15 protein-coding genes and 1 pseudogene are annotated in these 16,018 nt (G+C 69.1%); 8 read left to right on the forward strand and 8 right to left on the reverse strand.

Features of this window, described 5'->3' with window-relative positions; genetic code table 11:
- Window positions 1-166: 166 nt before the first annotated feature.
- Complete coding sequence (locus ACGFSA_RS09395; RefSeq protein ID WP_393302032.1) at window positions 167-937, reverse strand: GntR family transcriptional regulator; 771 nt, start codon at window positions 935-937, stop codon at window positions 167-169.
- A 305-nt stretch (window positions 938-1,242) separates the two neighbouring features.
- Between ACGFSA_RS09395 and ACGFSA_RS09400 the strand changes: the two genes are divergently transcribed.
- From ACGFSA_RS09400 to ACGFSA_RS09415, 4 genes are all read left to right on the forward strand, one after another.
- Window positions 1,243-2,523 (forward strand): extracellular solute-binding protein, encoded by a 1,281-nt coding sequence (locus ACGFSA_RS09400; protein ID WP_393302035.1) that lies wholly within the window; start codon window positions 1,243-1,245, stop codon window positions 2,521-2,523.
- Window positions 2,524-2,606: 83 nt separating this feature from the next.
- A complete protein-coding gene (locus tag ACGFSA_RS09405) occupies window positions 2,607-3,593 on the forward strand; it encodes a carbohydrate ABC transporter permease (RefSeq protein WP_393302038.1) in 987 nt (328 codons plus the stop codon).
- Complete coding sequence (locus ACGFSA_RS09410) at window positions 3,590-4,420, forward strand: carbohydrate ABC transporter permease (RefSeq protein WP_393302041.1); 831 nt, start codon at window positions 3,590-3,592, stop codon at window positions 4,418-4,420. Before ACGFSA_RS09405 ends, ACGFSA_RS09410 begins: the two co-directional genes overlap by 4 nt.
- A 9-nt stretch (window positions 4,421-4,429) precedes the next feature.
- Window positions 4,430-5,971, forward strand: coding sequence for a glycoside hydrolase family 3 protein (locus ACGFSA_RS09415; RefSeq protein ID WP_393302044.1), 1,542 nt, complete (start codon window positions 4,430-4,432; stop codon window positions 5,969-5,971).
- Between the two features lie 148 nt (window positions 5,972-6,119).
- Here the strand turns inward: ACGFSA_RS09415 and nagB are convergent, their stop codons facing one another.
- Window positions 6,120-6,905 carry a glucosamine-6-phosphate deaminase gene (gene nagB, locus ACGFSA_RS09420; protein WP_393302047.1) on the reverse strand — a complete coding sequence of 262 codons (786 nt, stop codon included), beginning with the start codon at window positions 6,903-6,905 and terminating at the stop codon, window positions 6,120-6,122.
- Between the two features lie 120 nt (window positions 6,906-7,025).
- Between nagB and ACGFSA_RS09425 the strand changes: the two are divergent.
- Window positions 7,026-7,268: pseudogene (locus ACGFSA_RS09425) on the forward strand (glucosamine-6-phosphate deaminase); the annotation flags it as partial.
- A gap of 351 nt (window positions 7,269-7,619) precedes the next feature.
- Window positions 7,620-9,086 carry a sensor histidine kinase gene (locus ACGFSA_RS09430; RefSeq protein WP_393302225.1) on the forward strand — a complete coding sequence of 489 codons (1,467 nt, stop codon included), beginning with the start codon at window positions 7,620-7,622 and terminating at the stop codon, window positions 9,084-9,086.
- A 199-nt stretch (window positions 9,087-9,285) separates the two neighbouring features.
- Here ACGFSA_RS09430 and ACGFSA_RS09435 read toward each other — a convergent pair whose 3' ends face one another.
- Together ACGFSA_RS09435 and ACGFSA_RS09440 are read right to left on the reverse strand one after the other, a co-directional pair.
- The gene (locus tag ACGFSA_RS09435) at window positions 9,286-9,543 is read right to left on the reverse strand and encodes a WhiB family transcriptional regulator (protein WP_003953983.1); all 258 of its coding nucleotides are present in this window, start codon (window positions 9,541-9,543) and stop codon (window positions 9,286-9,288) included.
- A gap of 321 nt (window positions 9,544-9,864) precedes the next feature.
- Window positions 9,865-10,833, reverse strand: a complete 969-nt coding sequence (locus ACGFSA_RS09440; RefSeq protein WP_393302051.1) for a diacylglycerol/lipid kinase family protein — start codon at window positions 10,831-10,833, stop codon at window positions 9,865-9,867.
- A 225-nt stretch (window positions 10,834-11,058) separates the two neighbouring features.
- Here ACGFSA_RS09440 and ACGFSA_RS09445 point away from each other — a divergent pair, with 225 nt between their 5' ends.
- Window positions 11,059-11,436: a hypothetical protein gene (locus tag ACGFSA_RS09445; protein ID WP_393302228.1), complete on the forward strand. Its 378-nt coding sequence runs from the start codon at window positions 11,059-11,061 to the stop codon at window positions 11,434-11,436.
- Window positions 11,437-11,508: 72 nt separating this feature from the next.
- Here the strand turns inward: ACGFSA_RS09445 and ACGFSA_RS09450 are convergent, their stop codons facing one another.
- The 3 genes from ACGFSA_RS09450 to ACGFSA_RS09460 form a co-directional block, all read right to left on the reverse strand.
- Complete coding sequence (locus ACGFSA_RS09450; RefSeq protein WP_393302054.1) at window positions 11,509-12,477, reverse strand: RNA polymerase sigma factor SigF; 969 nt, start codon at window positions 12,475-12,477, stop codon at window positions 11,509-11,511.
- Window positions 12,474-12,887 (reverse strand): anti-sigma regulatory factor, encoded by a 414-nt coding sequence (locus tag ACGFSA_RS09455; RefSeq protein WP_030915678.1) that lies wholly within the window; start codon window positions 12,885-12,887, stop codon window positions 12,474-12,476. Before ACGFSA_RS09455 ends, ACGFSA_RS09450 begins: the two co-directional genes overlap by 4 nt.
- 231 nt (window positions 12,888-13,118) lie before the next feature.
- Window positions 13,119-13,379: a UBP-type zinc finger domain-containing protein gene (locus tag ACGFSA_RS09460; RefSeq protein WP_366693338.1), complete on the reverse strand. Its 261-nt coding sequence runs from the start codon at window positions 13,377-13,379 to the stop codon at window positions 13,119-13,121.
- Window positions 13,380-13,414: 35 nt separating this feature from the next.
- Between ACGFSA_RS09460 and ACGFSA_RS09465 the strand changes: the two genes are divergently transcribed.
- Window positions 13,415-15,025 carry a Na+/H+ antiporter gene (locus tag ACGFSA_RS09465; protein ID WP_393302058.1) on the forward strand — a complete coding sequence of 537 codons (1,611 nt, stop codon included), beginning with the start codon at window positions 13,415-13,417 and terminating at the stop codon, window positions 15,023-15,025.
- Here the strand turns inward: ACGFSA_RS09465 and ACGFSA_RS09470 are convergent.
- Complete coding sequence (locus tag ACGFSA_RS09470; RefSeq protein ID WP_393302061.1) at window positions 14,992-15,909, reverse strand: 1-aminocyclopropane-1-carboxylate deaminase/D-cysteine desulfhydrase; 918 nt, start codon at window positions 15,907-15,909, stop codon at window positions 14,992-14,994. The genes ACGFSA_RS09465 and ACGFSA_RS09470 overlap by 34 nt on opposite strands.
- Between the last annotated feature and the right edge of the window lie 109 nt (window positions 15,910-16,018).

Genomic DNA, 16,018 nt, shown 5'->3' on the forward strand with positions numbered 1-16,018 from the left:
TCACCTGTTGTAATGCGCAGGCAATCTAGGGGAGTGTTCCGGCCGCCGTCACCCCCTGCCCGGCAAAAGTGTGACGGAGCCGCTGGAGGGATTCTGCCCGGGGGACCGGCTCCTGATGCTCTGTCCGGGGCCGGACAGTTGTCCGGTCAGGAGCCGGTCCGCGGTCTCATTCGGTCGGCCGCTTCAGACGCGCCACGAACTTGTAACGGTCGCCGCGGTACACCGACCGCACCCATTCGACCGGTTCGCCGCGTCCGTCCAGGGAGTGACGGGACAGCATGAGCATCGGCAGGCCCACGTCCGTACCGAGCAGGCCGGCTTCGCGTGGGGTGGCGAGCGAGGTCTCGATCGTCTCCTCGGCCTCGGCGAGCCGTACGTCGTACACCTCGGCCAGCGCCGTGTAGAGCGAGGCGTACTTCACCAGCGAACGACGCAACGCGGGAAAGCGTTTGGCCGAAAGGTGCGTGGTCTCGATGGCCATCGGTTCACCGCTGGCCAGGCGGAGTCGCTCGATCCGCAGCACCCGGCCGCCGGTGGTGATGTCCAGCAGCCCCGCGAGGGTGTCGTCGGCCGTGACATATCCGATGTCCAGGAGCTGCGATGTCGGTTCCAGACCCTGGGCGCGCATGTCCTCGGTGTACGAGGTGAGCTGCAGGGCCTGCGAGACCTTCGGTTTGGCCACGAACGTGCCCTTGCCCTGGATGCGCTCCAGCCGGCCTTCGACGACCAGCTCCTGGAGCGCCTGGCGCACGGTGGTGCGCGAGGTGTCGAACTCGGCGGCCAGGGTCCGCTCCGGTGGCACCGGGGTGCCGGGCGGCATGGTGTCCGTCATGTCGAGGAGGTGGCGCTTCAGCCGGTAGTACTTCGGGACCCGCGCGGTGCGCGTGCCCACGCCCGCGCCCGTCTCGTTCTCGGTACTGCCCCCGTCGGCACTCATGGCCCGCCTTCCCGACTGCTGCGTTGCTGCCGTCACCTGCTCCTCCGTCTGTCGCGGCTCACATGGTGGCACGGTCCGGTCACGGCTCGTCGCCCTCCCTCAGGTGTCGGTCCTATAACGGACGCGAGTGCGCTTCTTATACACCCTTGACACCCCTAAAGGTCTAGGCCAAGCTCCGAGTACTGGTCTAAACCATTAAAGACCAGGTCCCAGCCCCACGGGCAGTACCCGTCGTACGCAATTGTGCGACGGACGGCGATCTCGGGTGGTGGGGGGAATTCTCTTGCATCCCTGAGGAGGGTGTCGTGAAGCGCGGACTCATCGCGGCCATTGGTGTCGTGGCTCTCTTGGCCGGTGCCACTGCCTGTGGCTCGGACGACAAGACCGACAGCAGCAAGAAGACCGGGCCCGACAGCTACAAGGGCCAGACGCTGACCGTCTGGGCCATGGACGGCTCCACGCCTCCCGGCTGGACCAAGGACCTCACCGCCGCCTTCAAGAAGAAGACCGGCGCCACGCTGAAGTTCCAGACCCAGAAGTGGGACGGCATTCAGCAGAAGATCACGACGGCTCTCTCCGAGTCGACCCCGCCGGACGTCATCGAGGTCGGCAACACCCAGACCCCGGCCTACGCGGCCACCGGTGGCCTCGCCGACCTGAGCGACCTCAAGCAGGAGATCGGCGGCGACTGGGTCGACGCGCTCAACACGTCCTCCGTCTTCGACGGCAAGCAGTACGCCGCCCCGTGGTACTTCGCCAACCGCGTCGTCATCTACAACAAGAAGGTCTGGGCCGACGCCGGCATCACGGACACCCCGAAGACGCGCGACGAGTTCTTCAAGGACCTCGACGCCATCAAGAAGAAGGGCAAGGCCGAGCCGATCTACATGCCCGGCCAGAACTGGTACTTCTTCGACGGCCTGACCATCGGCCAGGGCGCGGACCTCGTGAAGAAGGAAGGCGACACGTACGTCTCCAACCTCTCCGACCCCAAGGTCACCGCGGCCATGGAGCTCTACAAGAAGTACCAGTCCTACTCCAAGGCCCCCAAGGACAAGGACGAGGCCACCCCGCAGCAGGCCGAGGTGTTCGCCAAGGGCAAGGTCGGTGCCTTCATCGGCATGGGCTGGGAGGCCGGCACGGCCATCGCGGCCAACAAGACGATCGAGGGCGACATCGGCTACTTCACCATCCCGGGTGAGACCGCCGACAAGCCCGAGGGCGTCTTCCTCGGTGGCTCCAACTTCGCGGTCGCCGCGGGCAGCAAGAAGCAGGACCTCGCCAAGGAGTTCCTGAAGCTCGCCCTGTCCGACCAGTTCGAGGGCCAGCTGGCCAAGGAGAACGGCGTCATCCCGAACAAGGAGTCGCTCAACTCCAACCTGACCGGCAACGGCGCCGCCGAGGCCGCGGCCCCGGCCGCCGCCGGTGGTGGCACCACCCCGCTCATCCCCGAGTGGGCCGCTGTCGAGAACGCACCCAACCCGATCAAGAGCTACATGACCGCGGTGCTGAACGGTAAGTCCCCGGCCGACGCCGCCAAGGCGGTCGAGGCGGAGATCAACAAGCGTCTCTCGCAGAAGAGCTGACCGCACGCGGCGGGGGGCGGCATCTGCCGCCCCCCGGCGCTCGCGCGTGACTCGACCGTACGGCCCCAGAAGAGATGGCGAGCATGTCAGTGCAGACCGAAACAGTGGACTCGGTCCCGGCAGCCGGCGTCCGCAAGGATGACGCCCCTCCGGGCGGCCCTGCCGCATCGAGCATGGAGCGGGCCGGCGGATTCGCCCCCTACCTCCTCCTCCTGCCCGCACTGCTCGCCACAGCGGTGCTTCTGGGCTACCCACTGGTCAAGAACGGCATGCTGTCGTTCCAGAACCTCAACCCGCGCCAGCTGATCCTCCACCTGACCGAGTGGAACGGCGTCGACAACTACAAGGAAGTCCTCGGCAGCTCGGACTTCTGGAAGGTCGTCGAGCGGTCGGTCCTCTTCACCGCCGCCAACGTCGTCCTGATCATGCTGCTCGGGATGCTGGTCGGCCTGCTGCTCGCGCGGCTGGGCAAGAAGATGCGACTGCTGCTCATGCTGGGCCTGGTGCTCGCCTGGGCCATGCCGATGATCGCGGCGACCACGGTCTACCAGTGGCTGTTCGCCCAGCGGTTCGGTGTCGTCAACTACGTCCTCGACAGCCTCGGCTGGCACTCGATGGCCGACTTCAACTGGACGAGCAGTCAGTTCTCCACCTTCTCGCTGGTCACCCTGGTGATCGTCTGGCAGTCCATCCCGTTCGTGGCGATCAACCTGTACGCCGCGTCGACGACGATCCCCAAGGAGCTGTACGAGGCCGCCTCGCTCGACGGCGCCGGAACCTGGAAGAGCTTCACCTCGGTGACGCTCCCGTTCCTCAAGCCGTTCCTGCTGGCCACGACGTTCCTCGAGGTCATCTGGGTCTTCAAGTCCTTCGCCCAGCTCTTCGCGATCAGCGGCGGCGGCCCGGACCGGCTCACCGAGACCCTGCCCGTCTACGCGTTCGTCGAAGGCGTCGGCAACCAGCACTTCGGCATGGGTGCGGCCATCTCGTTCCTGACGATCATCGTCCTGCTGGCGATGACCGGTTACTACCTGCGCACCGTACTCAAGCAAGAGGAGGACGAGCTGTGAGGCGCTCACTGTTCGGCCGGATCTGGCCCAACCTGACGGCTGTCGTCCTCTTCATAGGCTTCGCCTTCCCCGTCTACTGGATGTTCAGCACGGCGTTCAAGCCGACCGGCGACATCATCACCGACACCCCGGTGTGGTTCCCCACCGACATCACCCTCGGGCACTTCAGGAAGGCCATCGCGGCCGACCACTTCTGGACCCTGGTCGGCAACTCGTTCACGGTGACGATCCTCTCCGTGGCCGCCTCGCTGGTGATCGCGCTGCTGGCGTCCTTCGCGATGGCGCGCATGCGCTTCAAGGGACGCCGCGGCATCCTGCTGACATTCATGATCGCGCAGATGGCGCCGTGGGAAGTCATGGTCATCGCGATCTACATGCTGGTCCGCGACGCGGACATGCTGAACAGCCTGGTCCCGCTGACGGTCTTCTACATGATGATGGTCCTGCCCTTCACCGTCCTGACGCTGCGCGGCTATGTCGCCGCGGTGCCCAAGGAGCTGGAGGAGTCCGCCATGGTCGACGGCTGCACCCGCCCGCAGGCGTTCAGGAAGGTGATCCTGCCGCTGCTCGGCCCCGGCCTGATGGCGACCTCGCTCTTCGGATTCATCACCGCCTGGAACGAGTTCCCGCTTGTCCTCATCCTCAACAAGGACATCGAGTCCCAGACCCTGCCGCTCTGGCTCTCGCAGTTCCAGACCGCGTTCGGTGACGACTGGGGGGCGACCATGGCTGCCTCCTCGCTCTTCGCGATCCCGATCCTGATCCTCTTCGTCTACTTGCAGCGCAAGGCCGTCAGCGGTCTTACCGACGGCGCCGTGAAGGGATAACGCCGCGTCATGACCACACTCACCTCCACCACGGACACCGTCACGCGCGACGCCCTCGCAGTCCTGCAGCCGGGGTTCGCCGGCACCACCGCGCCGGACTGGCTGCTGCGCCGAGTCGGCGAGGGACTCTCCTCCGTCGGCCTGTTCGGCCGCAACATCGAGACGCCGGAGCAGCTCTCCGCGCTCACCGCCCAACTCCGGGCCGAGCGGGACGACGTACTCGTCGCGATCGACGAGGAGGGCGGTGACGTCACCCGGCTCGAGGTGCGTCACGGCTCGTCCTTCCCCGGAAACCTCGCACTCGGCGCCGTCGACGACCTGGGACTGACCCGCGCGGTCGCCCAGGAGCTCGGCCGCCGGCTCGCCGCGTGCGGCGTCAACCTCAACTGGGCGCCGTCCGCCGACGTCAACTCGAACCCGGGCAACCCGGTCATCGGCGTACGGTCCTTCGGAGCCGACCCGCACCTGGTCGCCCGGCACACCGCCGCGTACGTCGAGGGACTCCAGGCCGCCGGGGTCGCCGCCTGCACCAAGCACTTCCCGGGGCACGGCGACACCGCGGTCGACTCGCACCACGCGCTGCCCCGCATCGACGTGGACCTCGACACCCTGCACGCCCGTGAGCTGGTGCCTTTCCGGGCGGCGATCGCAGCGGGTTCCAAATCGGTGATGAGCGCGCATATTCTGCTTCCCGCGCTCGACCCCGACCGCCCGGCGACGCTGAGCCCGCAGATCCTCACCGGTCTGCTGCGCGAGGAACTGGGTTACGACGGGCTGATCGTCACCGACGGCATGGAGATGCAGGCCATCTCCTCGACGTACGGGATCGAGCGCGGTTCCGTCCTCGCGATCGTCGCGGGCGCCGACGCGATCTGTGTCGGCGGCGGGCTGGACGACGAGGACACCGTGCTGCGGCTGCGCGACGCGCTGGTCGCGGCGGTACGGACCGGCGAACTGCCCGAGGAGCGGCTGGCCGACGCGGCGGCACGGGTACGTGCCCTCGCGTCCTGGACGCAGCGGGCGCGGGGGGCCGTCCCGGAGCCGGGTGCGGCGGCGCAGGAAGGGACCGCGCCCGGCACCGGTATCGCTTCCGACGTCGGCCTGGTGGCCGCCCGTCGTGCGGTGCGGGTGACCGGCACGGCCGAACCGCTGACCGAGCCGGCGTACGTCGCCGCGTTCACCCCGGTCGCGAACATCGCGGTCGGCGACGAGACCCCGTGGGGCATCGCGGCCGAACTGGCCCGCATCCTGCCGGGCACCGGCACCGACACCTGCAACAGCGAGACCGAGGCGCCCGTGACAGCGGTCCTGGACGCCGCGAGGGACCGCCGCATCGTCGCGGTCGTCCGCGACGCCCACCGCCACCCGTGGATGACGGACGCCGTGGACGCCCTGATCGCCGAGCGCCCCGACACGGTGGTCGTCGAAATGGGCGTTCCCCAGGAGTCCCCGAGAGGCGCCCTGTACGTAGCCACCCACGGCGCAGCCCGAGTCTGCGGCCAGGCAGCCGCAGAGGCCATCACGGGATCATCCGGCCCGTCCGGAGCCTGACGCGGGAACGGTCCGCACGCCGTCGTGGGTTCGGATCCTGGTCCGGCGTTCGAGGACGACGCGCAAGCCGGTCGTGCATCCGGCACACTCCGGCACACGAAAAGGGCCGGGACACCCCACACGGTGCCCCGGCCCTTTCGAGCTCCTGTTAGATCCCCTGCCACCGCGGCTTCGCCGCATACGTGGCCCGGAAGTAGTCCGCCAGCTTCAGCTTCGACGCCGCGGCCTCGTCCACGACCACCGTCGCGTGCGGATGCAGCTGCAGGGCCGACGCCGGTACGAACGACGCCACCGGCCCCTCCACCGTCAGCGCCACCGCCTCGGCCTTGCCCTCGCCCGTCGCCAGCAGGATCGGGTGGCGGGACTCCAGGATCGTGCCGATGCCCTGCGTGATGACGTGGTGCGGCACCTGGCTGATGTCGTTGTCGAAGAAGCGCGCGTTGTCGACCCGGGTCTGCTTGGTCAGCGTCTTGATCCGGGTACGGGAGGCCAGCGAGGAGCACGGCTCGTTGAAGCCGATGTGCCCGTCCGTGCCGATCCCGAGCAGCTGAAGGTCCACCCCGCCCGCCGCGGCGAGCGCCTTGTCGTAGGCCTCGCAGGCGGCCTGGACGTCCTCGGCGGAGCCGTCCGGACCCATGAAGGACTCCTCGGACAGTCCGAGCGGCTCGACGACCTCGCGCAGCACCACCGAACGGTACGACTCGGGGTGGCCGGCCGGCAGTCCGACGTACTCGTCGAGCTGACAGATGCGCGCACGCGAGGCGTCCACCTCGCCGGAGCGCACCTTGGCCGCCAGCGCCTGGTAGATGGGCAGCGGGGTCGAGCCGGTGGCAACGCCGAGAAGGGCGTCGGGCTTGCGGCTCAGCAGGGCGCCGATGGCTCCCGCGATGAGTTCGCCACCTGCCTTGGCGTCCGGGACGATGACAACTTCCACGCGGGGCCTGCCGATCTGAAGAGTCTCGATACGTGGTATAGACCAATCTAAGGCCAATCTAGCAGAGCGTGGCAACCCGCAGGCGACCTCCGGGTTCCCTTCGCGCGCTGTCCGGCCGCCGCCCTCCAGCCGGTCCTGGGCCGGCTGCGCGGCCGCGGCGCGGACCTCTTCGTCGTCGGCCCCAAGGCCCAGGTGGAGGCGGCGTCCGCGGGATTCGTGCTGCCGACGGCCGGGGTCGCCGAGGAGGTCCAGCCGATCCTGGAGATCCTGCCGCCGCAGAGGCCGGCGTACGAGGTGACGATCGCCCGCGGCCAGGACCCGGACGTGCCCCGCGCCCTGGCCAAGGTCACCGAGAGTCGCTGACCGTGCCGGTCTCCGGCGGGAGGCCCGCGGAAACACCCGCGGGCTGCGGTGCCGGACGGGACCCTCAGCCCGTCCGGCACCGCAGCCCGGAGTAAGACCGACCGACGGTGTGCGGTGCCCCCGGCCGGGGGAGGCGCCGGCGCAGTCAGGGCAGAGAGCGCGGTGCCTCGATCCACTCTCCTGTGCGGGAAGAGCGGAAGTTCTGTCTTGAGCATTGTGGACTAGACCATTCTTGTCTGTCCATCCATCGGAGCGCGCCAATTTCCGGCCCCTCTCCCCTTGCACGTACGGGCAGGTCGTTCGGTTCGGAACCATCGCGTATCCACAGGTACGCTCGCACACGTGCCCTCCATGAACGACCTCGTCCGCCAGCACACAGCCCTCGGCGACACCGACCTCGAGTGGCTGCATCTGCTGGTCTCGGAGTGGCAGCTGCTCTCCGACCTGTCCTTCGCCGACCTCGTCCTGTGGGTGCCCACCCGCGACGGGACCCGCTATGTGTCCGTCGCCCAGATGCGACCCAACACGGGACCCACCTCGTACCAGGACGACATGGTCGGCCATCTGGTGCCGCGCGGCCGCCGCCCGCTTCTGGACGCGGCGCTCGACGAGGGCCGGATCGTGCGCGAGGGCGACCCGGAGTGGCGCGAGGAGGTGCCGGTACGGGTCGAGTCGATCCCCGTACGCCGTGAGGGCCGGGTTCTGGGCGTCATCGCCCGCAACACGAACCTCCTGACCGTCCGTACCCCGTCCCGGCTGGAGCTCACCTATCTGCAGTCGGCCTCCGACCTGGCCCAGATGATCGCCGCGGGGGCCTTCCCGTTCCAGGGCCAGCAGGTCGACATGGATGCCTCGCCGCGCGTCGGTGACGGTCTGATCAGGCTCGATGCCGACGGTGTCGTCCAGTACGCCAGCCCCAACGGCCTCTCCGCGTACCATCGCCTCGGTCTCGCCTCCGACCTTGTCGGACACCACCTCGGCCGGACCACCGCCGAACTCGCCCCCTCCCGCGGTCCGGTGGACGAGGCCCTGGTCAAACTTGCGAGCGGTTACGCGCCCCGCGAGTTCGAGGTCGAATGCGCGGGCGGCGTGATCCAGCTCCGGGCGATCCCGCTCAAGCCCAAGGGAGTCCGGATCGGATCCCTGGTCCTCCTCCGTGACGTCACCGAACTGCGTCGCCGCGAGCGCGAGTTGATCACGAAGGACGCCACCATCCGGGAGATCCACCACCGGGTGAAGAACAACCTCCAGACGGTGGCTGCCCTGTTGCGTCTGCAGGCCCGCCGGATGGAGTCCGCGCAGGGCCGTGAAGCCCTCAACGAGGCGGTACGGCGCGTCGGTTCGATCGCGATCGTCCATGAGACGCTGTCCCAGAATCTGGACGAGCGGGTCGAGTTCGACGAGATCGCCGACCGGGTCATCGCGATGGTCGCCGAGATCTCCCCGGGCCGGGTCACCTGCCGGCGTACGGGGCGCTTCGGCATCCTCGATGCGGAAGTGGCCACTCCGCTCGCCATGGTGCTCACCGAGGTGCTGCAGAACGCCCTGGAACACGCGTTCACCGTCGGCCAGACCGGCACGGTCGAGGTCTCGGCGGTGCGCGGTGGCTCGTCGGCCGAGGCGCGATTGCTGATCACCGTCCAGGACGACGGGTGCGGGCTGCCCGAGGGGTTCGACCCGCGGCGAACCGGCAACCTGGGGCTGCAGATCGTACGGACGCTGGTGGAGGGCGAGTTGAGCGGATCGTTCGACATGGTCCCGGCCCCCGAGCGCGGCACCCAGGTGGTCCTCGACATTCCGGTCCGCGCGGAGAAGTGACCGGCCGCCGCCGGGGCGCACCCGACGGACGGCACGAACGGGAATGCGCAAAGCAGTGGGCCCGGACCGTTGATCACGGTCCGGGCCCACTGCTTCATGCGTGCGCTTTTGGGGTGCTGCGCGCTGCGACTCGGGAGGCGGGTTCGTGCGTACGCTCTGTACGCGCCGCCTGACTGAGGCTCGTAGCGGTGGCGTCGAATCAGGCGCTGGCGTTACGCGCCCGGTTGCGAGCGGCACGGCGCTTCATTGCGCGGCGCTCGTCCTCGCTGAGGCCACCCCAGACGCCGGAGTCCTGGCCGGACTCGAGCGCCCACTGCAGGCACTGCTCCATGACGGGGCAGCGACGGCAGACGGCCTTGGCTTCCTCGATCTGCAGCAGCGCAGGACCGGTGTTGCCGATGGGGAAGAACAGCTCGGGGTCTTCCTCACGACAAACGGCGTTGTGACGCCAGTCCATGGCTGCTACCTCTCCTTGGTATTACATACACGTTGCTTGTGAATGTGAACGCTTTCACGAATCCCCCCACAGGTGATGGGCCGACGCCCAGATGAACTGGTTGTGGTCCTGTGCAAGTGAGGAGGGGTTCTGGCTTTCAGTGGAGGCCGTTGTTGCGGGCCGTCCCGATCGCCATGTAGAGATTCGCAAACCTCGGCGGCGGATACAACCCCTTCTGGAAACTTTTTTTTGATTCCTCGGTGTCGGCTAGGTCACAGCCGTACTTCCATGGGGTGGAAGCCAGTCCAAACGTTCGAGTTAAAGGACTTTAGGTCCTTCCACTCACACAATCACACGCAGTGCACGGCGTACGCCTGTGAACGTCACACTCGTACGCAGGCCCAGGTGGTCGCCGTCCATCTGGAAGGGCAGTGGGGCCTTTGAATGCAAGGTGAAGTCCGTGAGGTCATGGAGTGAAACCGCGTGCTTGCCGTGCGGGCCCTTCTCGGGGGTCGAGGTGAGCAGCTGGGTGCCGTACCGGGCGACCGCCGGAGTGGAGAGGCGCTTCAGCCCGAGGACGTCCAGGGCGGTGTCGAACGACGCCTTCGGGGACGCGTACATCGGGCGGTTCCCCAGGTAGGTCCAGGGGGCGGTGTTCGAAATTATGGTGAGGGCGAGATCGGTGACCGGGTCCTGGCCGGGGACGTCCAGCGTGATCACCCCGTGCCGCCGGTGCGGCTCCTCCAGGAACTGCCGGACCACCTGGCGCACGTACAGCGCATGCGTGGACCGCTTCCCGCGTTCGCGCTGCTGTTCGACGCGGCCGACCACGCCCGCGTCGAATCCGAGACCGGCACAGAACGTGAACCAGCGTTCGGGGACTGACTCGTCCTCGGTGCCCGGCGTGCCGGCCGCAAGTCCCAGGCCGACCGTGCGTTCGGTCCGGTTGGCGAGCGCGTCCAGGATGGCGCCGGTCGCCTCCACCGGGTCGTTCGGCAGGCCGAGGGCACGCGCGAAGACATTGGTGGAGCCACCGGGGACCACGGCCAGGCTCGGCAGGCTGTCTATATCGGGACCGCGGTGCAGCAGACCGTTCACGACCTCGTTGACCGTGCCGTCGCCGCCGAGGGCGACGACAAGATCGATGTCGTCCGAGTCCGCGGCCCGCCGTCCCAGGTCCCGGGCATGCCCCCGGTACTCCGTGGTCACCGCCTCCAGCTTCATCTCGCTGGCGAGCGCGTGAATGAGCACGTCACGGGTACGCGCACTGGTGGTGGTAGCAGCTGGATTGACCACGAGGAGTGCGCGCATGGCCGCCAGACTACCTACCGTGCGGTACTGGTCTGAAGTCCCGCCCCCTGCCCCTCACGTTCGGTGACGGCCCGGCTGCGAGCGGCTCGGGCGCGGCACCCCGGTCCGGACCCCGGCTTCGCTTTCACCGGGCCGGGATGTCAACCTGCAAGAGTGAGTACTCAGCAGAACACGCCGTCCTCGTCGCCCATGACCGAGCCGCCGAAGCCGGCCAGGATCACTCTCGTGGCCGGGCTCAATGTCCTCGAAGGGGCGGCGCTCGCCCTCGGCGGGATCTACATGCTGGTCATGGGGCTGCTCGGCCGGCCCGAGAGCCCGCAGCAGGCGGAGATGGGCGGGCTCACTCTGATCGCCCTGGGCCTGATCCCGCTGATCGCGTCCCGCGGGCTGATGCGGCGGCGCAGCTGGAGCCGCGGCCCGGCGCTCATCACACAGATCATCGCGCTGCCGGTGGCCTGGACGCTGCTGCGGTCGCACGGCGCGCTGATCCCGGCCGGGATCGTCCTCGCCGCGGTTTCGCTGACGGCGCTTTTCCAGCTGGCCAGGCCGACGACCCGGGAAGCGCTCGGTATCCGGGGACCGGGCGCGACGCCGGAGGCGTGACCTCGCGGCGCGGCACTGGGCACGGAAGCGCACCGTACGGCCGCTGAGCCACAGTGCCCGCAGCCCGTCCGGCTACTCCTCGACGAGCAGCCGCTCGCGCAGCTGCGCCAGCGTGCGCGCCAGCAGACGCGAGACATGCATCTGCGAGATGCCGACCTCCTGCGCGATCTGCGACTGGGTCATGTTGCCGAAGAACCGGAGCAGCAGGATGCGCTTCTCCCGGGGCGGCAGGTCCTCCAGCAGTGGCTTCAGTGACTCCCGGTACTCGACGCCCTCCAGCGCCTCGTCCTCCGAGCCCAGCGTGTCCGCCACCGCCGGGGACTCGTCGTCCGTGTCCGGCACGTCGAGCGACAGAGTGCTGTACGCATTGGCCGATTCCAGGCCCTCCAGGACCTCTTCCTCGGAGATGCCCAGCCGCTCCGCCAGCTCGTGCACCGTGGGCGACCGGCCGTGCTGCTGGGAGAGCTCGGCGGTGGCCGTGGTGAGCGAGAGGCGCAGCTCCTGCAGCCGGCGCGGCACCCGGACCGCCCAGCCCTTGTCGCGGAAGTGGCGCTTGATCTCGCCGACGACGGTCGGCGTGGCGTACGTCGAGAACTCGACGCCCCGGTCCGGGTCGAACCGGTCCACCGACTTGATCAGGCCGATGGTGGCGACCTGGGTCAGATCGTCGAGCGGCTCGCCGCGGTTGCGGAACCGGCGGGCCAGATGCTCCACGAGCGGCAGATGCATCCGCACCAGCCGGTTGCGCAGCTCGGCCTTCTCCGGCGAGCCGTCGGGGAGTTCCCGCAGCTCGTAGAAGAGCGCCCGCGCCCCGCTGCGGTCATGTGGATCGTGGTGCCCGTGCTCGCTCATCTGGCCTGCCCGCTCCGCCTGCGACTGCTCCGCCTGCGACTGCTCCACCGCGACCGTACGGACCACCGGCCCGTCCGCCCCGTCCACCGGATGGGGCAGGGCCTGCTGCTCCGGGATGCCTGCTGCTCGCACCACCCCTGGTCGGATCGTCTCGTCCCGCACCGGACCGTCCCCGTTCCCGTTGCTCACGCCGGCCCGGGTCCCGCGCCGCGCTGTTTGTACAGGCTGATGCTGACCGTACGGTCGTCGGCGACCGTGGAGTCGACCTTGCCGGCCAGCGCGGAGAGCACCGTCCAGGCGAAGGTGTCGCGCTCCGGGGCCCGGCCGTCCGTCGTCGGGGCGGCCACCGTCACCTCAAGGGAATCGTCGACGAGCCGGAACACGCAGCTGAGGACGGAGCCCGGCACGGCCTGCTGAAGCAGGATCGCGCAGGCCTCGTCGACCGCGATGCGAAGATCCTCGATCTCGTCGAGAGTGAAGTCCAAGCGCGCTGCGAGACCGGCAGTGGCCGTACGCAGCACCGACAGGTAGGCACCCGCAGCGGGCAGTCGGACTTCCACGAAGTCCTGATTCCCGGGCTCGCCTGCGATCTGGGACACCCTCACCTCCAAGGTGGCACAAACTCATTCGAGGTTCCGGGAGGGTGCCCCGGAGCCATGCGGTACGTCTTCGGTTCTTGGTCCGGCGACGCTATCGCGATCCATGATGCCGTGTCGCCGGGACCCCATCCCGTAACTGTCACTCATGGTAAACCCATGAGCACACACAGTGGCTAGGGGTCTGCGGCGGTCAATTACGAAGAACCGGCGCCGGTTTGACGTACCCAGGCGTCAGACGATCGAACCGTCCTCGAAGCACCAGCGCCAGCTCTCTCCCGCCTCGAAGCTCCGCATGACCGGATGGCCGGTCTCCTTGAAGTGTCCCGTCGCGTGCTGCAGGGGCGACGAGTCGCAGCAGCCGACATGGCCGCAGACCAGGCAGAGCCGCAGTTGCACGGGGTGGGTGCCTGCGGCAAGACACTCGGGACATGTGGCATCGAGCGGGACTGGCTCGGGGCTCGGCAGTTCGAGAACGTGCAGGCACTCACTCATGATTGTCAGGTTACGACGGATGCGAGGACTGTGAGATGGACGCATTGCCGCTGGTGGCACTGGTCGCGGCCAGTGCCGCGATCGCGGGCGCGGCGAGGCGCACCCCGGTACCGGCCCCGCTGCTGCTGGTGACCGCGGGGCTGCTCGCCTCCTACCTGCCCGGGGTGCCGACGTACACCCTGGACGCGCACATCGTGCTGCCGCTGCTGCTGCCGCCGCTGCTCTACACGGCTGCGGTCGACAGCTCGTATCTCGATCTGCGGGCCAATATCAGGCCGATCGCCCTGCTCTCCGTCGGCTACGTCCTCTTCGCGACCTTCGCGGTCGGCTGGCTGGCGTACTGGCTCGTGCCCGACCTGCCGCTGACCGCCGCACTGGTGCTGGGCGCCGTCATCGCGCCGCCGGACGCCGTCACGGCCGCCGCCATCGCCCGTCGGGTCGGGCTGCCCGCCCGGGTCACGACGATCCTGCAGGGCGAGTCCCTGGTGAACGACGCGACCGCGATCACCGCCTTCAAGGTGGTGCTGGCCGCAGCCGTCGGCGAGGGCATGAGCTGGGGAGCCGGGATCGGCGAGTTCTTCCTGGCGGCGGTCGGCGGTGTCGGGGTCGGCCTGGCGCTGATGGTGCCGCTGCACTGGCTCCGTACCCACCTCAGGGAACCCCTGCTGCAGAACACCCTGTCGCTGCTGATCCCCTTCGTGGCGTACGCGGCGGCGGAACGGGTCCATGCCTCCGGAGTGCTCGCCGTGGTGGTCGTCGCGCTCTTCCTGGGGCACCGCTCCTGGCAGGTCGACTTCGCGACCCGGCTCCAGGAGGCGGCCGTGTGGAAGATGGTCGCCTTCATCCTGGAGTCGGCGGTTTTCGCGCTGATCGGACTGCAGCTGCCCTTCGTGCTGAAGGGGCTCGGTACGTACGCCGTCGCGGAGGCGCTCTGGTACGCGGTTGCCGTGTTCCTCGCCGTCGTGGTGGTCCGCTTCGTCTGGGTGTACCCGGCCACGTATCTGCCGCGGTGGCTGTCGAAGCGGATCAGGGAGCGCGAGCCCGGGACCAACTGGACCTCGCCCCTGATCGTCGGCTGGGCCGGGATGCGCGGCGTCGTCTCGCTCGCCATCGCCTTCTCCATTCCGGTGGTGACGACCGCAGGGGCCCCCTTCCCGGCCCGCAACCTGGTGCTGTTCCTGACCTTCACGACCGTCATCGGCACGCTGGTCATCCAGGGGCTCACCCTGCCGCTCCTGGTGCGCGTCCTGAAGCTCCCCGGGCGCGACGCGCAGGCCGAGACCCTCGCCGAGGCGCAGGCCCAGAGCGAGGCGTCCGCGGCCGCCGAGGCGCGCCTGGAAGAGCTCCTCCAGGACCCGCGCAACTGCCTGCCCGGACCACTCACCGACCGGCTCCGCACCGTCCTGGAGCGCCGCCGCAACGCCGTGTGGGAGAGGCTCGGCGCCTCCAATCCGCTGACCGGGGAGTCGGCGGACGACACCTACCGGAGGCTGGCCGGCGAAATGATCGAGGCCGAGCGCACCGTCTTCGTCCGGCTGCGGGACGAGCGTCGGATCGACGACGAGATGCTGCGCAACCTGCTGCGGCGGCTGGACCTGGAGGAAGCGGCGGCCTACCGGGAGGAGTCCGACGCCCCCCAGGGCTGACCCGTGACGACAGCGGCGACCGTGGTGCCCGGAGCGAACGCGCCCTCCTGGGCGAGGGTTGTCAGTCCATAGAGCAATTTGGCGACATAGAGCCGCTCGACGGGCAGCCCGTGCCGGTCCTCGAAGTCGTCGGCGAAGGCGTGCAGCTCCGGTGTCGTCCGGGCGTAGCCGCCGAAGGCGAAGCGCTCGTCCAGCGACCACGCCCCGGCCTGGCCGCCGAACGCCTCCCGCTGCAGCTCCCGTACCGCGTCCCCCAGGAAGCCGCCGCGCAGCACCGGGATGCCGAGTGCCCGCTGACCGGTTGCGAGGCCCGCGGCGAGACCGGCGAGGGTGCCACCGGTGCCGCACGCCACCGCGACCACATCGGCCCAGCCGTGCAGCTCCCGCCCCAGCGCTGTGCAGCCCTGTGCGGCCAGGGCGTTGCTGCCGCCCTCCGGGACGACGACGCACTCCCCGCAGTCGCTCAGCAGCCCCGCCAGGACCACTGGATCGGTCTTCGCGCGATACGTCGCACGGTCCACGAAGCGCAGACGCATGCCGTCCGCCGCGCACTGCGCCAGCGACGGGTTGAGCGGGCGGCCGGCCAGCTCGTCGCCGCGCACGACGCCGACGGTCGGGAAGCCGAGCAGCCGGCCTGCGGCGGCGGTGGCACGCAGATGGTTGGAGTACGCACCGCCGAAGGTCAGCACGGTGCGCCCGGCGGCGGCCGCCAGGTTGGGGGAGAGTTTGCGCCACTTGTTGCCCGGCAGATCGGGGTGGATCAGATCGTCGCGCTTGAGCAGCAGCCGCACGCCGTGCCGGGCGAAGCGCTCGTCCTCGGCCGGTTGCAGGGGTGACGGGAGTACCGGCCGCAGCCGGGAGAGGGCGGGCGGGTCGGAGGGCATGCGCCCATTGTCGCCCGGCACCCCGGTGACCTCACGGCCTCCCCTGCGATGGGGAGGCCGTAAACGGGGGCGTGCGGCTACTTCAGCCCGTCGTCGCCGCACCCGGCGT

Origin of the sequence: Streptomyces sp. NPDC048496 (assembly GCF_043200055.1) — a bacterium.
GTDB lineage: Bacteria > Actinomycetota > Actinomycetes > Streptomycetales > Streptomycetaceae > Streptomyces.